The 20,388-nt window shown below is 41.7% G+C and carries 17 protein-coding genes; 14 read left to right on the forward strand and 3 right to left on the reverse strand.

The window, feature by feature from the left end:
* Positions 1-531 precede the first annotated feature (531 nt).
* The 7 genes from M23134_RS34160 to M23134_RS34190 all read left to right on the forward strand — a co-directional run bounded on the left by M23134_RS34160 (position 532) and on the right by M23134_RS34190 (position 8,427).
* On the forward strand, positions 532-1,095 hold the full coding sequence (locus tag M23134_RS34160; RefSeq protein WP_002704796.1) for an RNA polymerase sigma factor: 564 nt from the start codon (positions 532-534) through the stop codon (positions 1,093-1,095).
* Positions 1,092-1,877 (forward strand): hypothetical protein, encoded by a 786-nt coding sequence (locus M23134_RS34165; RefSeq protein WP_002704798.1) that lies wholly within the window; start codon positions 1,092-1,094, stop codon positions 1,875-1,877. Before M23134_RS34160 ends, M23134_RS34165 begins: the two co-directional genes overlap by 4 nt.
* Before the next feature lie 468 nt (positions 1,878-2,345).
* Positions 2,346-3,854 (forward strand): UDP-N-acetylmuramoyl-L-alanine--D-glutamate ligase, encoded by a 1,509-nt coding sequence (gene murD / locus M23134_RS34170; RefSeq protein ID WP_002704800.1) that lies wholly within the window; start codon positions 2,346-2,348, stop codon positions 3,852-3,854.
* 306 nt (positions 3,855-4,160) lie between these two features.
* Entirely contained in the window at positions 4,161-5,390 is a 1,230-nt protein-coding gene (locus tag M23134_RS34175; RefSeq protein ID WP_002704802.1) for an FtsW/RodA/SpoVE family cell cycle protein, read from the forward strand.
* Positions 5,368-6,495: an undecaprenyldiphospho-muramoylpentapeptide beta-N-acetylglucosaminyltransferase gene (gene murG / locus M23134_RS34180; protein WP_002704803.1), complete on the forward strand. Its 1,128-nt coding sequence runs from the start codon at positions 5,368-5,370 to the stop codon at positions 6,493-6,495. Before M23134_RS34175 ends, murG begins: the two co-directional genes overlap by 23 nt.
* Before the next feature lie 507 nt (positions 6,496-7,002).
* Positions 7,003-7,431 (forward strand): Fe-S cluster assembly sulfur transfer protein SufU, encoded by a 429-nt coding sequence (sufU, locus tag M23134_RS34185; protein ID WP_002704805.1) that lies wholly within the window; start codon positions 7,003-7,005, stop codon positions 7,429-7,431.
* A gap of 210 nt (positions 7,432-7,641) precedes the next feature.
* Positions 7,642-8,427, forward strand: a complete 786-nt coding sequence (locus M23134_RS34190; RefSeq protein ID WP_002704807.1) for a cation transporter — start codon at positions 7,642-7,644, stop codon at positions 8,425-8,427.
* Positions 8,428-8,534: 107 nt separating this feature from the next.
* On the opposite strand, the gene M23134_RS39395 is transcribed toward M23134_RS34190, so the two are convergent.
* Positions 8,535-9,395: a response regulator gene (locus tag M23134_RS39395; protein WP_002704809.1), complete on the reverse strand. Its 861-nt coding sequence runs from the start codon at positions 9,393-9,395 to the stop codon at positions 8,535-8,537.
* 152 nt (positions 9,396-9,547) lie between these two features.
* Positions 9,548-10,438, reverse strand: a complete 891-nt coding sequence (locus M23134_RS34200; RefSeq protein ID WP_002704811.1) for an AraC family transcriptional regulator — start codon at positions 10,436-10,438, stop codon at positions 9,548-9,550.
* Positions 10,439-10,660: 222 nt separating this feature from the next.
* Between M23134_RS34200 and M23134_RS34205 the strand changes: the two genes are divergently transcribed.
* From M23134_RS34205 to M23134_RS34225, 5 genes are all read left to right on the forward strand, one after another.
* Entirely contained in the window at positions 10,661-11,581 is a 921-nt protein-coding gene (locus M23134_RS34205; RefSeq protein WP_002704813.1) for a dihydrodipicolinate synthase family protein, read from the forward strand.
* 239 nt (positions 11,582-11,820) lie between these two features.
* A complete protein-coding gene (locus tag M23134_RS34210) occupies positions 11,821-13,437 on the forward strand; it encodes an aldehyde dehydrogenase (NADP(+)) (RefSeq protein WP_002704815.1) in 1,617 nt (538 codons plus the stop codon).
* 576 nt (positions 13,438-14,013) lie between these two features.
* Entirely contained in the window at positions 14,014-15,015 is a 1,002-nt protein-coding gene (locus M23134_RS34215) for a 4-hydroxyproline epimerase (protein WP_002704816.1), read from the forward strand.
* Positions 15,016-15,208: 193 nt separating this feature from the next.
* Positions 15,209-16,492, forward strand: a complete 1,284-nt coding sequence (locus M23134_RS34220) for an NAD(P)/FAD-dependent oxidoreductase (RefSeq protein ID WP_002704818.1) — start codon at positions 15,209-15,211, stop codon at positions 16,490-16,492.
* 160 nt (positions 16,493-16,652) lie between these two features.
* A complete protein-coding gene (locus tag M23134_RS34225) occupies positions 16,653-17,780 on the forward strand; it encodes a hypothetical protein (protein ID WP_002704820.1) in 1,128 nt (375 codons plus the stop codon).
* 16 nt (positions 17,781-17,796) lie between these two features.
* Here M23134_RS34225 and M23134_RS34230 read toward each other — a convergent pair whose 3' ends face one another.
* A complete protein-coding gene (locus tag M23134_RS34230; protein ID WP_157558792.1) occupies positions 17,797-18,888 on the reverse strand; it encodes a radical SAM protein in 1,092 nt (363 codons plus the stop codon).
* Between the two features lie 212 nt (positions 18,889-19,100).
* On the opposite strand from M23134_RS34230, the gene M23134_RS34235 reads away from it, so the two are divergent.
* Together M23134_RS34235 and M23134_RS34240 are read left to right on the forward strand one after the other, a co-directional pair.
* Positions 19,101-19,724: a hypothetical protein gene (locus M23134_RS34235; RefSeq protein ID WP_002704823.1), complete on the forward strand. Its 624-nt coding sequence runs from the start codon at positions 19,101-19,103 to the stop codon at positions 19,722-19,724.
* 37 nt (positions 19,725-19,761) lie between these two features.
* Positions 19,762-20,388 (forward strand): leucine-rich repeat domain-containing protein (locus M23134_RS34240; RefSeq protein ID WP_002704825.1); only part of this gene is annotated, 627 nt, incomplete at its 3' end.

Below are 20,388 nucleotides of genomic sequence, written 5' to 3' on the forward strand. Positions count from 1 at the left end.
TTCATAACCCGCTGAAAATAAATATACTATGAATTTGTTAGCTACCTATGGAATAGCACCGATATTCATCGGTATCTAAGGACTTGCGACTTATCGCTTAAAGCTTGCCCCCTGTTAGTTGCCTATGGAACAAGGTGTACCTAGAACCTTGCACCTAGTTGCTAGAACCTTGTCGAGGCTTCTAAGTGTGAAGGTAACATGGGTGGGGCAGGTTTAACAAAATATGAATAAGTGAAGTTGTACAAAAAGATAAAGGAGGTGTATTCTATACTGGTAAATTTTGTATGAACTGTGGTACTTATGTAATATTGCAATAGATTTGACATAGTGTTGCCTTGTTACTGCAATGAGTTGAACAAAAATGGTATTTAGAAACACTAAAAAGGTTGTAATATTTGTTGTGAAAGCATGCAACTTCGGGGTGTTATAGTCAATCTCTCATAAAAACTACCTTGTCTTAAACCAGGTTTTCACCTAAATAATATGACAAACGCTAACCTATCTTATCGAAAACATATAGATAAATAACTAATGCACAAAGAAATTATTGAAAATATCAGGTCAGGAAAACGTGAAGCACTTGTAAATTTATATAAACAATACCGGGTAGATTTTATAAAGTGGGCGATCAAAAATTTTTATTGTAGCCCGCAAGAAGCAGAAGATGCTTACCAGGATACCACCATTGCTTTTTATGAAAATATAATGAAAAACAAGGTGCAAGAGTTGAGTTGCTCACCAAAGACCTATTTGTTTGCAATTGGCAAAAATATATTGTTGAGCTTGGCAAAGAAAAAAAGCAATCAGACGGCTGACATAGAGCACATAAAAGACGTGGAAGACGATGAGCTGATAGCCTTTGAGAAAATAGCCCTGAGCGAACAACAATCCAATATTTTGGCGGCAATCAAGGCTTTGGGGGAACCTTGTCAAACCATATTGAAATTATATTACTATGATCGATTGTCGATCAGAAAAATTGTGGAAAAACTGGGGTACAAATCAGAAAATGTGGTCAAAGTTCAGAAAAACCGCTGTATGAAGCGATTAAAATCCGGGATAGAAGAAACAGGTTTGAAAGAAGATTTAAGATGAGTAATACAAACCAATTATTGATTGAAAAATATATTGAGGGAAAGTTATCTGCCGAGGAGCAAACCAAGTTTGAGCTTAGGTTAGTATCAGATGCAGCGTTTGCCAAGGAGGTAAATGAAGCCAAAGACCTGCTGATTGCCATTCGTGCATTTGGTCGGTCTGGACTAAAAAAAGAACTACAGGGTATAGCCAATGCAGCACCTTTACCCTCACACATATTTTCAGTCATTCACGATGAAGAAGCCAAGGGTTCTGAAGGTCAGAATCCTCGCTTGGGACGTTCTTACTGGCGTATAGTCAGTATTGCTGCCGCTATTGTATTGATATGTACGGCAGGCTGGTTTTTTATCCGCAAGGAAACTTCACCAGAAACACTTTTTATAAGCTATTTTGAGCCTTATCCTAATGTAGCTGCGCCTATAGTGCGCAACGGTGCCGTAAAAAAGCCATTAGAACAAGCGCTGCTTGTGTACGAACAGCAAAATTATGTTGCTGCCATTGACCAATTGTTGGCCATAGCCCAGAAAAAGCCTACCGAGGTAGTCAGTTTTTACTTGGCAATGTCTTACTTAAGCAATGGCAATGCTCCTGAAGCCATCAAGCGTTTTCAGGCATTGAAAGACCAGGTGTCGGCTAGTTATCAGAAACAAACATTGTGGTATCTGGCACTGGCATTTTTGGCAGACAAGCAAGTAGACAAATGCAAAAGTGTGTTGAAGCAACTAATGAAAGAGGATAATTTTTACCAGAAAAAGGCAACAAAGTTATTCAAACAACTTTAAATACTTTTGTCTGATTAGCGCATGTAGTCACCCAAATACCCAGTGTATTGGGTGATAAGTCCAACTGTTTTTAAATAAACGGTTGGGCTTTTTTAATGGGAGAGAGTTGGCATTCGCGACTTATTTTTCCAATCACGTGTCTAATTCTAAATATTGTGATAAATTTGACTCAGCCGGTGGTAAGATATTTGTGTTTTTAGAGACCAACCCACCATAAGGAATGGTACCAAAATAAATTTACATTCTTAATCTCATCTTTTGAGGCTATACTTTGTTAAAAAATTGGCTAATAGCAGCACTATTCGGCTATTTTTTGCCGCGTCTAGCAACAAAATATTTTATTAAACTATAGAAATTTATTTTTACACCATTCCTAAGAGGCAAAGTCTAAAATACTGGATTTGTTGAATAACACTTGCCTCATTAGTTTTAGTTAAGAACTTGTCGCTCAAATAATTAATAAACATAATGGCAGATAATCAAACAACAACAGAAGAACAAAACGCAACAAAGCGAATCGTGATTTTGGGAGGTGCCGAAAGTGGCGTAGGAAGCGCATTGCTTGCCAAAGCAAAAGGTTTTGATGTGTTTGTGTCGGATAGCTCTATTTTGCAGGAAAATTATCGCAAAACCCTAATAGATAATGACATTGCTTTTGAGGAGCAAGGACATACTGAAGAGTTTATTTTGATAGCCGATGAGGTAATTAAAAGCCCTGGTATTCCTGAAAACGCCTCTATGGTACGCAAAGTAACCCGTCAGCAAATTCCTATTATTTCAGAAATAGAGTTTGCTGCAAGGTATACCAAAGCCAAAATGATTGGAATAACTGGCAGCAATGGTAAGTCTACCACCACCCTGCTTACCCATCATTTGCTTACACAGGCAGGGTTTAAGGTAGGGTTGGCAGGCAATATAGGAGAAAGCTTTGCCAAACAGGTAGTAGACGATGCCTACGACTTTTTTGTGGTGGAGGTAAGCAGTTTTCAACTAGACAATTGCTATGAGTTTCGTCCTCATTTGTCTATGCTGATCAACATTACCGAAGACCACATGGATCGCTACGAAAACAACATCAATAAATACATTGCTTCTAAGTTTAAGGTAATCCAAAAACAAACTCCGGAAGATTACTTTTTATATAATATCGATGATGCCAATGTAACCGAAAGGTTGCAAAAGATAACCGAAGGTATAGTGGGTGTTAGCGAAGGAGAAGAGCCTGCACCTAACCGCACTTTGCCCTACTGTTTGCCTATAAGCCTAAAAAATGCCGACCCGGAAAAAGCCAAGGAACAAAGCTTGTCTTATTGGGACGAAGAAAATGGCAACATTGTATTAAATTTCAGTGATAGAGGCAGTGATGAGCAAAAGACCATGACCGTGCCAGTGGCAGACCTGCCTTTGCCCGGCAAACATAATATTTTCAATGCGATGATTGCACTGCAGGCTTGTCATATCCTGGGGGCGTCACCTGTGGTATTGCACGAAGGCTTAAAAAACTTTAGCAATGCTCCCCACCGTATGGAAGAGGTAGCCGAATTGAGCGAAGTAAAGTTTATCAATGACTCGAAGTCTACCAATATCGATTCTGCTTTTTATGCCCTTGACAGTATAAAAATGGGCGAAGATGAACGCAAACTCGTTTGGATTGCCGGAGGAGTGGACAAAGGCAATGACTATGAAAAAATCAGAGATTTGGTTGCCAAAAAAGTAAAAATATTGATATGTTTGGGATTGGATAACGAAAAGCTACACAACACATTTAGAGAAACAGTGCATGTAACTATTCGTACTCAGCAAATCAACGAAGCAGTAGAACAAGCATTTGATCTTGCCAGACCTGGCGACACAGTGTTGTTGTCTCCTGCCTGTGCAAGTTACGACTTGTTTAAAAACTACGAAGAACGCGGCGACAGTTTCAAAAAGGCAGTACAAAAGCTGGTACGCCTTAAAAGCCGTAAAAAGAAGAGATAAATTATTTGCTTGATATTTACATAGCAGTAGAGTAAAGCTTGTTTGAAAATAGCTTTTGAACAAGCTTTTATCTAATAAATTCATAGCTTGCTAAATAGTAGTATGAATTTGTTAGCTACCTGTGAACCGAATCTACAGCAGTTTGATGTGATAAGCTCAACGCAGTTAAATAGGGAGTAGCACCGATATTCATCGGCATCTAAGGACTTGAAGCTTGTCGCTTAAAGCTTGAACCTGCAGCATAGCCCCTGCTACAGACACCGAAATGAAAGATTTGCCTGGCAGATCAATGAAATTATAGAAAGCATGGAAGAAGCTTCATCAGAGAACGTAACAAAAACAAACGATCAGGAAGAGTTGGTAGAAAACTACCCACAGGAGAGTTGGTTTGATCGCAACCTTCAGGGAGACAAGTTTATATGGATGGTAGTGGTAGCCCTGGCTTCTATCAGTGTATTGGTAGTATATAGTGCCACTGGTACCATTGCTTACAAAAACCAACAAGGACACAGCCATTACCTGTTTAAACACTCTTTGTTGGTCTTTACCAGTTTAATCGCCATTTGGGTGACCCACCGCATCGACTATCGCTATTATTCCCGTTTATCGCGCATTGCCTTGTTGTTGTCTGTGCCATTGCTTTTGCTTTCGTGGCAGTTTGGACCTAAAATAAACGAAGCCAGTCGCTGGATCACCATCCCTATTATTAACCAGTCTTTTCAGCCTTCCGATTTGGCAAAACTCGCTTTGTTGGCGAGCCTTGCCAGTATGTTGGCAAGACGCCAACGCAGCATAGACGATTTTAAAGATGCCATTATGCCCATTTTGTTTTGGGTGGGCATTATATGTGGTTTAATTGGACTTACCGATATATCAAGTGCGTTGTTGTTATTCCTTACCTGTTTGATTTTAATGTTTATCGGACGCGTACCAATCAATTATTTAGCGTTGTTGGTAGTGGTAGGCTTTATATCCATTACTGCTGCCCTGTATATGGGGCAACGCTCTGGCACATTCAAAAGCCGGATCAATGCCAAGTACAATTCTAGCGAAATTCCGTTTCAGGCGCAGCAATCCTACATTGCCATTGCTACCGGAGGCATTACAGGGGTAGGTGCAGGCAATAGTGTACAACGGAACTTTTTACCCAACCCTTATTCCGATTTTATTTACTCTATCATAGTCGAAGAGTACGGTTTATTGGGTGGTTTGCTGGTGTTGGTGTTATACCTGGTGCTGCTTTACCGGGGTATGATGGTAATGGCCAACAGTAAACGCCCCTTTGGGGGAATTCTGTCTGCCGGGCTCACCTTCAGTATAGTCATTCAGGCACTAATCAACATGGCAGTGTCGGTAGGTTTGGTGCCCATTACAGGTATGCCCATGCCTTTGTTAAGTATGGGAGGAACCTCGCTATTGTTTACCGGAGTGGCCTTGGGCATCGTGTTGAGCATTAGTAGGGGAGAAGTAGACGAAGATATTGAAAAAATAGGTAAAGGAGGAAGAACAGGAAATGCCAAAAGAAAACTCGCGTAATCAAGTGCCTGTACGTGCCATCATCAGTGGAGGAGGCACCGGAGGACATATTTACCCTGCCATTGCTATAGCCAACGAATTAAAAGAACGCCACGCCAACACCGAAATTTTGTTTGTAGGAGCCCAAGGTAAAATGGAAATGGAAAAAGTGCCCAAGGCAGGTTATCCCATCGAGGGGCTGTGGATCAGTGGCATTCAGCGTAGCCTTTCGGTAGATAATTTGAGCTTTCCATTCAAGCTTACCTCAAGTCTGCTCAAAGCCCGCAGCATTATCAAAAAATTTAAGCCCAATGTAGCCATAGGAGTGGGTGGTTTTGCCAGTGGTCCTTTGTTATATGTGGCGTCTCGTATGGGGGTGCCCAGCCTTATTCAAGAACAAAACTCCTATGCCGGACTTACCAACAAGTGGTTGGCAAAACGGGTAAATACCATCTGTGTGGCATATGAAGGACTAGAGAAATACTTCCCCGCCGAAAAGTTAGTGCACACGGGCAATCCGGTACGCAAAGATATTTTGGCATTAGATGTAACCGCCAAAAGAGTAGCTGCTTTTCAGCATTTTGGGCTCGACCCAGCCAAAAAAACAATCTTGATTGTAGGAGGAAGCCTGGGAGCGAGAAGCATCAACGAGAGCATTTCAAAAGATTTGCATAAAATTGTAAATGCGGGAGCACAAGTGCTTTGGCAAACCGGGAAAAACTCTTTTGAAGAAAACCCCGACAGTGCTGGTTTACTCAGCCATCCTTTGGTAAAACGCACCGAATTTATCTATGAAATGGACTTGGCGTATGCCCTTGCCGACATCATTGTGTCGAGAGCAGGTGCATTGGCTGTGTCAGAAATATGTTTGGTAGGCGCGCCCGCTATTTTGGTACCCTTTCCGTTTGCTGCCGAAGATCACCAAACCAAAAATGTGTTGGCATTAGAAGAAAAAAATGCAGCCATTCACATCAAAAATAGCGACGCCAAAAACTTGTTGGTAGATGCTGCGCTGGCATTGCTACAAGATACAAACCATCAGCAACAACTTGCGCAAAACATTCGGCAACTGGGCAAACCCAAAGCCACCGAGCAAATTGTAGACGAAGTGCTGAAATTGGTGTAAACCTCTTCAAACAAAAAAGCAAATATCCTCAATTTTGAGAATATTTGCTTGAAAAAAAACTATTCAACACCCTACTGTTGATTCACCAGCTTGCGCTGATGATCGTAAATGTTGCTCTTTGATACTTTATATATAGTCGACCAGAGAGGTTAGCTCCCCAATCAAAAAATAATCCTTTTGTATATGTCCTTAGCAAAACGGAAAAAATAAAGTGATCCAAAAGAAAACAGTATTTGTGTACTGAGCAATGAAAAAAACCGAGGCTACAGTTGTACTGTGCCGAGCTCTGCTTCAGCTAATCTTTGCGTAGCCAGAGCCACGGAACTATTTTTTGAAGAAGCACAGTGCCCAAAGACGAAGTTCTATGGATTAGGTTATTTTTGTAGTTTTACTTAACAAAGGAAGCGAAACTTACGGGTTTCGGCAATAGAGAGTTTATGAACGGTGGGTTTGAGTTTATGAAAGGTTCTTTTTGTAACGTAAAGGAAAAATATTGACGATTGTTTTATGGAAAAGTCACTAACCGAATTATACCAAAGTGTCATTTTAACACACAACAAAACCCCTCACAATTTTAAAAAAGCTGAAGAATTGCCGCTACACTCAGAAGCTTACAACCCGTTATGTGGCGATCATTTCCAATTGTATATATCATTGGAAGGAGCAGTGATTCAACAAGCGTTTTTTCACGGCTACGGGTGCGCGGTGTCCAAAGCGTCTACCTCAGTATTGTTGCAAACCATTGAGGGCAAAACACTGACCGAGGCAAAAACACTGATAGAAACATTTATGCAAGTGGTAAACGGTGAACTCCCCGCCAATATACCCGAAGGGTTTAAAGCTTTTGCCGCCGCAAAGCACTTTCCTAGCCGTGAACAATGCGCTACGCTCAGTTGGCAAGCCTTTCAAACATTGATAGATGAGCAGTCACAGTAGTATGGATGGCTTTACCTGTGTTTAGATATAGAGTACTGGTGGCATAGATAGAAGCTCCTACTTAAGCTTTTAGCGATAAGCTTCAAGCCTGTTACCGACTTTATAGCACATTGATTATTAATGATTTATAAAATCAGTAGATAAAAGAATGAGCGAGGGAGTGTGTACGTAGGACTCAAACATTTGTATGCTGTCTAAACGTCTAACAACATGAAAAAAACAACCTTTAAAATAAGCAAGATGGATTGTCCTTCAGAAGAAAATCTGATAAGGATGAAACTGGAAGGGTTGGGAGCCATAAAAAGCCTGGACTTTGACATTCCTCAACGAACCTTGCAAGTGTTTCATGAGGGCGACTCTCACGAGATAGCCCAGGCATTGAACAAGCTCAACCTGGGGAGCCAGCCTGTAAATACTGAAGATGCGGGCAATGTGGTATTTGCCAAAGCACAAAACCAGCGCAAACTATTGTGGGCGGTTTTGCTCATCAATTTTGCGTTTTTTTTGATAGAACTCACCACTGGATTTATATCCAAGTCTATGGGGTTGGTAGCAGACAGCCTCGATATGCTCGCCGATGCCTTGGTCTATGCCTTAAGTTTATTTGCCGTAGGTGGTAGCCTGGTACGTAAGCAACGCATTGCCAAAGTTGCCGGGTATTTTCAGTTGTTGTTGGCTATATTGGGTTTTAGTGAGGTTTTAAGACGATTTTTTGGGGGAACTACTATACCAGATTTTACCCTAATGATTTATGTTTCAGTGTTTGCACTGGTGGGCAATGCAGCTTGTTTATATTTATTACAAAAATCGAAAAGCAAAGAAGCCCACATGCAGGCAAGTATGATATTTACTTCCAATGACATCATCATCAATCTGGGCGTGATAGTGGCAGGGGCATTGGTACACTGGCTTGAGTCAGGTGTTCCTGACCTGATTATTGGGGCTTTCGTGTTTATATTGGTGGTGCAGGGAGCCTTAAGAATACTTAAGTTATAAAACAATGATCCACCGCTCATTCGAAAGCGGCTTACCTTATTGATCGTTGATCATCAGTGGGTTAAGTTTCTACTTATTGAGCGCTCCCTGATTTGCTGCTTTACCATCTACAACCCCCTGATATAATCATCAATTTTTAGGTCGGCAGGCAACTTTAGCTTTTGCTTAATCCGGGTTTTCTTTACTCTGGCTCCTCCATATTCCAAGTGCATAAAATCAGCAATCTCTTTGATGCCTAAACCTACATAAATGTAAGCACACATTTTTATTTCGCTGATTGTCAGGTCGTTGTGTTTTTCTTCCAATACCTTAAAAAACTGAGGGTTTACCTTGTCAAACTGCTGCTTAAAAGCATCCCACTCATTGTCGTGGTGCATATTTTGTTCAATCAATTTAACAATGGCTTTACCCGCCGGACGATCGTCAGGTTTGAGGTCTAACAAGTAATTTTCAAGCCTACTTTTAACTGTGCTTAGTATTTGGTTTTTCTCGTAAATTTGCAGTGTTTTGGAGCCTAACTCTTGTTTTTTTTGCTCTTCTATCGCGGTTTTTTGGAGCCGAATTGTCCTAAAAGCATCATATAGTTGCAATGCAGAGTAAACCCTGGCGTTGAGTTCAATTTTATTGACAGGTTTTTGAATATAATCTACTGCGCCCGCATCCAGGGCAAGTTTTAAATCTTCAGCAGCATCGTTTATGCCGGTTACTATAATGATAGGTGTCTCTTTGATTGCGGGCAATTGCCTCACTGCCCTAATCATTTCTATACCATTCATCAAGGGCATGTCCCAATCAGTTAAAATCAGATCAGGTTTGGTTTTTTTGGCAATTTCGAAGGCTATTTTGCCATTCGGGGCGGTCAAAAACTCATAATTTACCTGAGGTTTGTGATGCTTCTCCAGGTAGCGAATCATCACCATCAGGTTATTTTTATCGTCGTCTACAACGAGCAAACTATAATTTTTCATGTAAGGGCGTTGGTTGTAATTTAAACTTACAAATCATAGTGAAAAATTAATAAAAAAAGAGCAAATTTATTGAAAATAGGAGAGGGGGGATATAAATACTGCGCAAGCCTTGATGAACAAAGACCTGCGCAGCGTTTTCTATTTAGTAACAATTAACGTACTGCTTTATCCTTATAACAATACTCTTTTAAGTATTGGCTGGGGGTAAGCTGCGTAAACTTTTTAAATTGTCGATTAAAATTGGATAAATTATTAAAGCCGCATGCAAAGCACACCTCCGATACATTGTACTTTTCTGTTACCAACATCTGACAGGCATTTCCAATGCGAATTTCGTTGAGAAAACCCGAAAATGTTTTGCGGGTACGCAGCTTAAAATAACGACAAAACGCTTCGGACGTCATGTGTGCTACCTCAGCTATTTCGCTCAACTTAATATCTCTCGTGTAGTTTTTCATTACATAGTCTATTACATCGTTCAACCGCTGATTATCAGAGTCTTTCTGAGGGTTGAGAAATGCAGCGCTTGATAAAAACTCCTTGTCTTCGGCAGGTATTTTTGTGAGCGATTCAAATACGCCTAGTAGCTGTACCAAGCGATGAATACCTTGAGTATCTTCTATAGTACGCAGTTGTTCAGTCAATTCATTAGGAGCCTGGTGGGTAACACGAATACCGCGTGACGCGTGATGCCACAGATCTTTGACCGGTTGCATTTCTGGGAGGTCAAAAAAACCTTTACCTAACGATTCTTTCTTAAGAAAAATAGAAATAGAATGCGCCTCTTTATTGCTTGTGGGTAAATAGTAATCTTGGTCATTGCGTAATACATGGGGTAAATTGGATCCCATAATTAATATGTCAAGTGGTTGAAAGCGGTGGATGCCGTCCCCTGCAAACAGGGTACCTGTACTTTTGAGTATCAATGTAATCTGGAGTTCAGGGTGATAATGCAGCGTATCATAAAAATAAGGCATTTGGTCTATTTGAACTCTAAATGACTCAATTTCTGTTTTGGGCATTCTAAAATACAGTGCTTTCATAGTATAGTCTTTTAAACTTTATGTGATTAAAAACGGGTAAAATCTTCCTGCAGACAGCTAATTTGGTATTAAAATAACATAATAAAGTTGTGAAATACTATATTGATGTTAATATAGTACTAGTAATAGTCAAGAAAATGTAAGCAACAGGCAAAAAACACCCCTACTTTTGCTTTCACAATTACTATAGAAAATTATTTTATAACTGATAAAAATACAAATATGAAAGTAACATGGAATGGAGTCTACCCCGCTGTAACTACTAATTTTCACGAAGATGAGTCTTTGGATCTAGTAACTCTTAAGAAAAACATCGACCAGCAAATTACTGCCGGAGTAGATGGCATTATCGTATGCGGGTCTTTAGGAGAAAGTGGTGTATTAAACATTGCTGAAAAGCAGCAAGTATTAGGCAGTGCGATCGAAGCAGCACAAGGTAGAGTCCCAGTTATTATTTGTCTTGCTGAAAGCACAACTCGCGGAGCTAAAGAATTTGCTCAAGAGTCACAAAAAACAGGTGCCGATGGCTTTATGCTATTGCCTCCTATGCGTTATGCCTCTGACGAGCGCGAAACGCTTACTTATTTGCACAAAGTGGCAGATTCAACCGATTTGCCCATTATGTTGTACAACAACCCACTGGCTTACAAAACCCTGATCACAATAGACATGTTCAAAGAACTGGCACAAAACCCTAAGTTTGAGTCAGTAAAAGAGTCTACAGGTGATGTACGCTACATGACAGACATGATCAATGAACTAGGCGACCGCTTCAAGATTCTTTCTGGAGTAGACAACCTTGCGCTTGAGAGTCTGATGATGGGTGCTGATGGTTGGGTGGCTGGCCTGGTATGTGCATTCCCTGCCGAAACTGTAGCTATTTACCGTCTGGCACAAGAAGGACGTTACAAAGAGGCTGTAGAGATTTATCGTTGGTTCTACCCATTGTTGCACTTAGACGTGTCGGAAAAGCTGGTACAAAATATCAAGCTTGCCGAAGCAATGACTGGAATGGGTACCGAGCACGTAAGAGAGCCTCGTTTGAAACTAAGCGGCGAAGAGCGCGAGCGTGTGATCAAAATCATAGAAACAGGTCTTGCCAATCGTCCTGAGCTACCAACTTTGCTAAGTGAAGTATTGTAATTGTCTACGGCTTTATTGCTAAATAGTTCGCAAAGCGAATGATGACCCTTAGTTTTAGCTATTAGCCCTTGGTTTTGGTAAACATAGCAACATGGTTAAATTAGGTTGTTTAGAAGGTGGCATTCAGCCCCCTGTCGTTCTAAACTATGGCCAAATTTGCAAATATGAGAAAATACCGAAGGCTAACAGCTAATGACTAATAAGTAAAAAAATAATCATAACACAAGCTTTTCACTCCCATGACAAAAGAAAATATACAAGGAAAAAATTTCATAGGTAACACTCGTTCTGATGAAGGACAGAAACAACAGCAAGCTTTTAATCCCGCCAACAATGAGGTTTTAACCGGGGCTTTTAGCACTGCTACCAACTCTGAGCTAGAACAAACTATGCAGTTGGCAAGCGAGGCTTTCCAACAATTAAAAAAATATTCTGGAGCGCAAAAAGGCGCATTTTTGCGTGCCATTGCCGAAGAAATTGAAGCCCTAGGCGATACTTTGGTACAAAGAGCCTGTATCGAGTCTGGTTTGCCCGAAGGCAGAATCATAGGCGAACGTGGACGTACCATGAACCAATTGCGTGCGTTTGCCCAATTGGTAGAAGAGGGCTCGTGGGTAGATGCCCGCATAGACACCGCCCAACCTGAGCGCCAACCCATCCCCAAAGTAGACTTACGCAAGCAACTAGTGGCTATAGGCCCTGTAGTAGTGTTTGGTGCCAGCAACTTCCCCTTGGCATTTTCAGTGGCTGGTGGCGATACTGCCTCGGCACTGGCTGCGGGTAACCCAGTAATAGTAAAAGCTCATTCGGCACATTTAGGTACCAGCGAATTGGTAGCTACCGCCGTTATAAAAGCCGCCGAAAGATGCGACATGCCCAATGGCACCTTCTCTATGCTATACGGCAGTGGGCATTCGGTAGGACAAGCATTGGTCAAACACCCCGTTACCCAAGCAGTAGGCTTTACCGGGTCAGGCTTTGGTGGCAAAGCATTGTATCAGCTTGCCCAACAACGTCCTCAACCCATTCCCGTATTTGCCGAAATGGGCAGCGTAAACCCCGTAGTATTATTACCCCAGGCTTTACGCAATCGTGGGGCTCAAATAGCCCAGCAGTACGCAGGTTCTATCACTTTGGGAGCCGGACAGTTTTGTACTAACCCAGGATTACTGTTAGGAGTTGCTTCTGACGAATTGATTGCTTTTGAAACCGCATTGGGTGAAGCAGTACAAGCCATTGCCCCTGCTACTATGCTTACTCAAGGCATAGCCAAAGCTTTTGATGAAGGAGCTGAGCAAGCCCTGAAACAAACCGAAGTACAAATAGTGGCACAAGCCGACCAAAGCAGCCAGCCAAACCAAGGCAGGGCGGTAGTGGCCAAAGTAAGTGGTGCCGATTTTTTGAAAAACCCAGCCTTGCACGAAGAAGTGTTCGGTCCTTATTCTTTGCTGGTAGTATGTGCAAACCGCGAAGAACTAGCGCAGGCGATCCAAAGCCTGGAAGGACAACTCACTGCCACCGTAATGGGTGAAGACGAAGAACTACTTGAGTGTAAAGAGATAATTGCAGGGCTGCAAGACCGCGTAGGACGTTTAATTTACAATGGCGTGCCTACTGGGGTAGAAGTGTGCCCATCGCAGCATCACGGAGGTCCCTTCCCTTCTACTACCGATAGCCGATTTACTTCGGTAGGTACCGATGCCATCAAACGATTTGCCCGTCCGGTAGCTTTCCAAAACTGCCCACAGGCTTTATTACCGCAAGAATTACAAGACGAAAACCCGTTGAATATATGGCGTTTAACAGACGGGAAGTGGTCAAACGAGGCAATTTCTGTACTGGCTGAACAAGCATAAGCCAGCAAATGAGTGAGTAAGCAGAATAGCCGCTTTAATTAAACTTGTATATATATTATAGTGATACCTTAGTTTACATCCAGGGCAGGCATTGCCCTGAGATGTTTTTATCATGAGGTAGCTTACAGGTCGTTTCATTGCTAAAGCCCCCCACAAGGATTAGAAGCTGACAGTTGCGTATTGATTTTTCAAATATGAGAAGTACGATAAACTTCCAGTTATCAAATTTATAATTACGTAAAAAATTGTATATTATTAATTTGGAACTAAGAACTGTAACAGGTTTGTAAATATGGGTGTTATTGATCACTAAAAATCAAGGTGCTATAAAAGCCATAGTCGCTTGAGGCACAGGCTAAAGCTGGCTACTTGTTGCACTTTTATATATCTGGTATCTTAAAGAATTGAAACTTACCTTCCAACGACAGATTTTATTAATCACTAAAAATCAACGTGGTATAAAACTATGGAAGCTTGTAAAGCAGTCTTCGACTGGTTGCTTAAAGCACTGATATGTATCGGTATCTAAGGACTTGAGGCTGTAATAGCTACCAACTATCGACTAAAAAACTGATAATGAAAAAAACTTTCTTTTGTGTAGATGCTCATACCTGTGGCAACCCGGTAAGGTTGGTAGCGGGTGGCGGACCTTCGCTGGAAGGCGCCAATATGAGCGAAAAAAGACAACATTTTTTAAAAGAGTACGATTGGATCCGCAAAGGATTGATGTTTGAGCCACGAGGACACGACATGATGTCGGGCAGTATATTATTTCCCCCCTCAGACCCCGCCAACGATGTAGCCGTTTTATTTATCGAAACCAGTGGTTGTTTGCCCATGTGTGGGCACGGTACCATTGGTACCATTACTATAGCCATAGAAGAAGGTTTGGTAAGCCCCAAAAAAACAGGCGAAGTACGTATGGAAACCCCCGCTGGACTGGTATTGGTGCAATACCAACAGGAAGGCAATAAAGTGAAATCGGTAAAGCTGACCAATATTCCTTCATACCTTGCCGCCGAAAACCTGACCATAGAATGCCCCGACTTGGGCGAACTTACAGTAGATGTATCTTATGGGGGCAACTTTTACGCTATAGTAGACTCTCAGCCCAATTTCAAAGGCATTGATGCTTATACTGCCGGAGAATTGATTGCCTGGAGCAGGGTGGTGCGCGATCGTTTGAACGAAAAATATGAATTTGTTCATCCCGAAAACTCCACCATCAACGGTATAAGCCACATGTTGTGGACGGGTGACACTACATCGGCGGAGGCCACCGCTCGCAACGCTGTTTTTTATGGCGATAAGGCAATTGATCGTTCACCTTGTGGCACAGGTACCTCGGCACGAATGGCGCAATGGTTTGCGAAGGGCAAGCTCAAAAAAGGGGACAAATTTATCCATGAAAGTATCATTGGCAGCCAGTTTATTGGCAGAGTAGAAGACGTGGTAAAGCTAGGTGACCATCAGGCTATTATTCCTAGCATAGAAGGCTGGGCGCGTATTTATGGACACAATACCATTACCATAGACGATGAGGATGACCCTTATGCGTTTGGATTTCAGGTGATTTAAGATACAAGGTTCAAGCAATTAGCGACAAGCCACAAGCGAAGTAAGTGTTAATAAAAAACTAGTTTGTAATGGTAAGCTTAGTAAAAGCACTGACTATTGGTGATTTACTGTGAATCTATACCCGCACTTGTTAGCTGTATGTAAGACTAGAGGCACTTGTGACTTGTCGCTTGAAGCTTGCTCCTGCTGTAGCTTGCAACTAAAAGCTAAAGAAATTATGGACAAAAAGAAAGTAATCATCGTGGGAGGTGGAGTAGTAGGACTCTGCACGGCATATTATCTGGTAAAAGATGGGCATGAGGTAACAGTGATTGAACGCGACGCTATTTTAGATGGTTGTTCGTTTGGTAATGCCGGAATGATTGTACCCAGCCATTTTGTGCCATTGGCAACTCCTGGTATTATAGGACAAGGCGTTCGTTGGATGCTCAATGCAGAGAGCCCTTTTTATATTCGCCCACGCCTCAACAAAAGTTTGATTAATTGGGGGCTGAAGTTTTACAAAGCGGCCACTGCTAAAAAGGTAGAAGAAGCAATGCCCCACTTGCGCAATATTGGTTTACTGAGCCGACAACTCTATCAAGATCTTAAGCAAGACCAGGCATTGACCGATTTTGGGTTGGAGTCTTCGGGGCTGATGATGTTGTACAAAACCGAAAAAGTGGGCGAAGAAGAAATAGAGATTGCTCATAAGGCAAACGAACTAGGCATAGAAACCCAAATACTTGACCGCAAAGCTTTGCACGAGCTAGAGTCAGAAGCACTGCCTGATGTGTTGGGTGGGGTGTTTTATCCGGGTGATGCTTACTTACTGCCTCAAGTGTTGTTAGAAAGCCTGCACAAGTATTTGCAAGACAACAAGGTGACTATTTTGGAAAATACCCCAGTAGAAGACATTCAACTCAATGGTAAAAGTGTGTTGGGGGTGGTGACTAAAAAAGGACTGGTCAAAGGCGACGAGTATGTAATAGCCTCTGGAGTATGGTCTACTACGTTGGCAAAAAAAATGAACTTAAACCTGCCCATGCAAGCTGGCAAAGGCTATAGTTTTATGGTAAAAGATCATCCTACCCAAAACATAAAGACCCCTTCTATTCTTTGCGAAGCCAAAGTATCGGTAACTCCTATGCGAGGACAGGTTCGTTTTGGTGGAACTATGGAAATCACTGGGTTTGACGAAAGCATCAATTTGCGTAGGGTAGGAGGCATAGCCAAGGCCATTCCTCAGTACTTGCCCTCTTATAAGGTTGACTTGCCCGAAAAGTCACAAGTCTGGCGGGGGTTGCGTCCTTGTTCGCCCGATGGTTTGCCTTACATTGGCAAGGTAGAGCACCTCAACAATGCCAGTATTGCGGCGGGTCATGCCATGATGGGTGTAAGTCTGGCTCCTGCTACAGGTAAGCTCATTGCCGAAAGTATTGCCGGGCAAAAAAACAGCATTGAGATGCAGGCTTTTAGCCCTGAGCGTTATCATTAAGTGGGTGGTTGGGAGCTTCTACAGCCTCAAGTTCTTAGATGCCGATGGATAGCGATATCTAAGGATTTACCCCCTGTCAAGGCTCCCAACTACTTCCCAAATCATGCAACCTTCCATTACTTGCCCTCGTTGCTAGGTTATAAAAAGTGATCGCGAAGTAATGGCAAAATACCCCATCAAATACACCCCAATAGAGCAACAAGCCGATCAATTGTGGAAGGCTTTTTATCAAACCGAGACTGAGCAGTTTTGGCGAGCATATACTGGTTTGGCACAAAAAGCTAAAGCGAGCAGAGCACCCTTGATACAACCCACCCAAAGGCAAGTAACTACACCTTTGCCTCATAAAAAAACAAACCCTCTTTCTGTGATGTGGGTTTTGCGTCAAATCACAGGTTTTTTGTTTGTTACAGGACTGTGTGGATTGTTAGGGTATGCATTATATTCGTTTGCCGACACTTATAGAGTAATGCCTGAGACTTGGAGAGGCTACACTACCGATACTACGCATAGAGAGGTGTATGCTTTGTTTGACACTAAAGAACTGTTGGAGCTGAAAGTCAAAATGGCACGGTTGGAAAAGAAAGAAAAAAGGTTGCTTAAGGTATTGCGAGACACTGCCAGATTTGCTGGCAAACCACAAGACCTTAAAGAAAGCAAGAAAGGTTTAAGAAAGCTTTTGATGCCTGTGCTCAAAAATACTCAGCAAAAATTAGATAGCCACCAAAGGGCTTTCAATCTTGCTTATGCCCCGTTTTTGAAAAAAGAAATGCAAGCACAAAAGATCAAAGATTCTTTGTTTAAAGACTACAGTACACAAGAGCGCCCCAAACTTGATTCCTTGTATGCCTATTGTCAGGCGAAAGGAGTGGGCTTAAGCCAAAATACAATTAAGTTTTACTTGAAAAATGCTGGAGGAATAAATTTTAGAAGCAATCCCTACAACTTGTCAGCAAAAAATCAGGCAGTGTACAATTTATTTGGCACCCAAGACACTGGCGTATTTTTTTATGTCGCTACTGGCAATACTTTGTGCAGGTTGAAAAAACTAAAGGGTGGGTATTATACCTTACTGCCCAATAAGGGTTTAGTAAATATTGATTCAACATTGCATCATATCTACAAAGCCCAGCGCTTGTTCAAGTATCAAGGTTATCAAATACAGGTGAAGCCCTTGGGCGTATACTACGAAACCGAAAAAGCCCAGTATTATATTCCTAAAAATAGGCGTAAAAACATTGGTATTGAGTTAAAGATAGAATTGTACCAAAAAGCACAAAGAGAGTGATGCATAGCTGGTTGTTTTACCCAAAATAATTAGCAAGCACCTCATTATCAGGGTCCCAATCGCCGCAAAGGTTGCCATTGGAATGAAACACCAGTTTTTGCACTATGGTTTGGGCGTTGCGGCTTATCAAGGCATTATACGACGATGTCTCTAAAACTACCCTTACCTTATTTCTGTACATAAAACACTCATTGTAATAATAATAACCTGCCTGGGTGTATTGATATGCCCAGTGTTGGCGGAGTTGGTCGAGTTGAGGCATAATCTCTGCGAGTAAACCATCTAAGGCTACCCGGTTTTGTTCTGTCCATTGTCGGGTACGGTTATTTACATAAGTGTCATCCAAAATACTCAACTCTCTAAACACTACCTCAGTAACTCCCAAGCCTATGATCCACTCCAGGTAACGCTCTATCTCTGCTACACTATTTACTCCCGTTTGGGTAAGAATGCACGAGTTTTTGACTGTTACTTTTGGGTTGATTTGTCGAATCAGGGGTTCATACACCTCATTTTTATGCACAGGTTCATTGCGGTTAAAATACATCACTCGTTGGTTTACTTCATCATTATAATGGCATCGCGATACCTCCAAACGGTCAAATTGGGCTGCTTGCAAGGCATCAATCAAGGCAGGATGATTGTGTAACCCCGTGGCATTGGTATAGAGCACCTTTTCGTTAAACTGAGGCGCGTTGTCTTGTTGTAGCATATCCAATAGTTTGAGTAGCCACCCCGGGTCACTGGTAGCCTCAAGCCCCGACAAACTGAGCCCAATATTTTCTACTACTCTTAAGTCGTTAAATACCGCAGCAAGTGCCTGAAAATACCGATCGTGATCTTTGATAATATTTTTAGAAGTCAAATTTTTCTGGTGCTTACGCTGAAGTTCTTCCGAACAAAAACCACAATGGGCATTGCAAGGGGTAGGGTTGGCAAAGGGGGTAAAAGTAAGCCCACGTCTGAGTTTATAGGGCTTTCCACGAAGGTGAACCCCTTCTTGTGATTTTTCATCATAATTTGACCACTTACCCTTTCTTAATTTTGCCAAATCGTTGGCGTTGGCAGGGCGAAAAGTGCGATTTCTTTGATTGGTGAGCGTATTCATGAAGTATACAAAACTGTTGTTGCCTGAAAATGCTGTAAACGTGGAAGTTAAAGTTTTGGTTTTTGGTATGAGTCTTTGCTTGCCCCTAAAGTCTTGTGACTCAATAATGCCCAACACCAAACACTACAGCTTTATAACCGATGGCTAAACAAAAAAAGTTTGTCTTATTGCCCAAAGCCCATATCTTGCAGTGAAGCAAACAAACACCGTGTATGAAAACTATATTGACTTCTCTGTTGGTATTGGTGGTATTGTCACAAGGGCAAAGCCAAGACAACAAAATGCGTAAATTTGAGCAAAAACTTGCCACCTTTCGCTATAGCCTTTACCAAGATTTGGCTCAGCTAAAAAGCAAGATCTTGTATAGCTGGTTTGGCAACCGCCCCCAAGCAGTGCCTGAACAACTGAACCAAAAGCTGCAAAAATTTTATAATGACCACGCCAAGACAATCAAAAACTACCGCTTGTATCAGCTGCGTTTGCACGCGACAAACGCCCCCATTAAAATAAGTGAATACGAAAAGGTAGAAGTAAAAAATGAAAGCATCAACTTGAACCCCTCTAAGGTAAGCGCCTGGAACCATATTTTTACAGTAAATCCTTTGCGTCACCTAGAGATAATGAGCTCCAAGATACTGGCACACCAACTGAGTGCTACTGAGTTTGGTTCGCAAAGCTTGTACGATAACCTTGCCCACCCACGAATGATTGCCCAAAAGCTTGCGAACCAACATTGGGAGGTTTGGATAGACAAGTATTTTTGGGTACTAAAGTTTGACTATCAACCCGAAACGGTGAGCCTTGAACTCAAAGGGTTGTTTAAAAGGAAAGATTAATACAAAAAATATGAACCCAACTTAAATCACTTATATTATGAAAGACAATACACTCGAAGATGTAAGTCACATCAAACAATTGCTCTTTTCTGACACCCCTGAGTTAGCCTTTAAGATGCTTACCAATTGGAATAAAGATACCGTAAATCAACATTTTGCTATGGAGTGTTCCATGTTTCCGTTACTTTGTTTACAGCATTTGCCTTTTTTGCTCGATGGCTACGACAAACTCAATTTTGAAGGTAAACAACTATCTACATTACCTCCCCAAATAGGGGAAGTAAAGCATTTGAGAACCCTTATTTTGAGCAATAATAGTTTGAGTGTGCTCCCCGACAAACTAGGATGCCTTAAGACTTTGGTTAACCTTGATTTGGGGACAAATCTATTGAAAAAGTTTCCAGGAGTGTTGGGGCAACTTACCAACTTATATACTTTAAGGCTTGAAGGCAACGAAATTTCTTCTTTACCACCCATCATTGGCAGCCTTGCCCGGCTGATATCGCTCAACCTAAACGATAATAAAATCACCAGTTTTCCTGAGGAATTTAAGCAACTTACCCACCTAAAGCAGCTTGAGATAATCAATAACCCCTTGCCCAAGTCAGAGATAGAAAAAGTGCAAGAGTGGCTACCTGACTGTGAGGTAAGTTATCTTAAGTTT

This window comes from Microscilla marina ATCC 23134 (genome assembly GCF_000169175.1).
GTDB lineage: Bacteria > Bacteroidota > Bacteroidia > Cytophagales > Microscillaceae > Microscilla > Microscilla marina.

Bases quoted from the DNA above. Each gene is read 5' to 3' on its own strand.
- M23134_RS34210 (WP_002704815.1), top strand. From the start codon at position 11,821: ATGACAAAAGAAAATATACAAGGAAAAAATTTCATAGGTAACACTCGT.
- M23134_RS39395 (WP_002704809.1), bottom strand. From the start codon at position 9,395: ATGAAAAATTATAGTTTGCTCGTTGTAGACGACGATAAAAATAACCTG.
- M23134_RS34175 (WP_002704802.1), top strand. From the start codon at position 4,161: ATGGAAGAAGCTTCATCAGAGAACGTAACAAAAACAAACGATCAGGAA.
- M23134_RS34230 (WP_157558792.1), bottom strand. From the start codon at position 18,888: ATGAATACGCTCACCAATCAAAGAAATCGCACTTTTCGCCCTGCCAAC.
- M23134_RS34205 (WP_002704813.1), top strand. From the start codon at position 10,661: ATGAAAGTAACATGGAATGGAGTCTACCCCGCTGTAACTACTAATTTT.
- M23134_RS34235 (WP_002704823.1), top strand. From the start codon at position 19,101: ATGAAAACTATATTGACTTCTCTGTTGGTATTGGTGGTATTGTCACAA.
- M23134_RS34160 (WP_002704796.1), top strand. From the start codon at position 532: ATGCACAAAGAAATTATTGAAAATATCAGGTCAGGAAAACGTGAAGCA.
- murD (WP_002704800.1), top strand. From the start codon at position 2,346: ATGGCAGATAATCAAACAACAACAGAAGAACAAAACGCAACAAAGCGA.
- M23134_RS34190 (WP_002704807.1), top strand. From the start codon at position 7,642: ATGAAAAAAACAACCTTTAAAATAAGCAAGATGGATTGTCCTTCAGAA.
- sufU (WP_002704805.1), top strand. From the start codon at position 7,003: ATGGAAAAGTCACTAACCGAATTATACCAAAGTGTCATTTTAACACAC.
- M23134_RS34200 (WP_002704811.1), bottom strand. From the start codon at position 10,438: ATGAAAGCACTGTATTTTAGAATGCCCAAAACAGAAATTGAGTCATTT.
- M23134_RS34165 (WP_002704798.1), top strand. From the start codon at position 1,092: ATGAGTAATACAAACCAATTATTGATTGAAAAATATATTGAGGGAAAG.
- M23134_RS34215 (WP_002704816.1), top strand. From the start codon at position 14,014: ATGAAAAAAACTTTCTTTTGTGTAGATGCTCATACCTGTGGCAACCCG.
- murG (WP_002704803.1), top strand. From the start codon at position 5,368: ATGCCAAAAGAAAACTCGCGTAATCAAGTGCCTGTACGTGCCATCATC.
- M23134_RS34225 (WP_002704820.1), top strand. From the start codon at position 16,653: ATGGCAAAATACCCCATCAAATACACCCCAATAGAGCAACAAGCCGAT.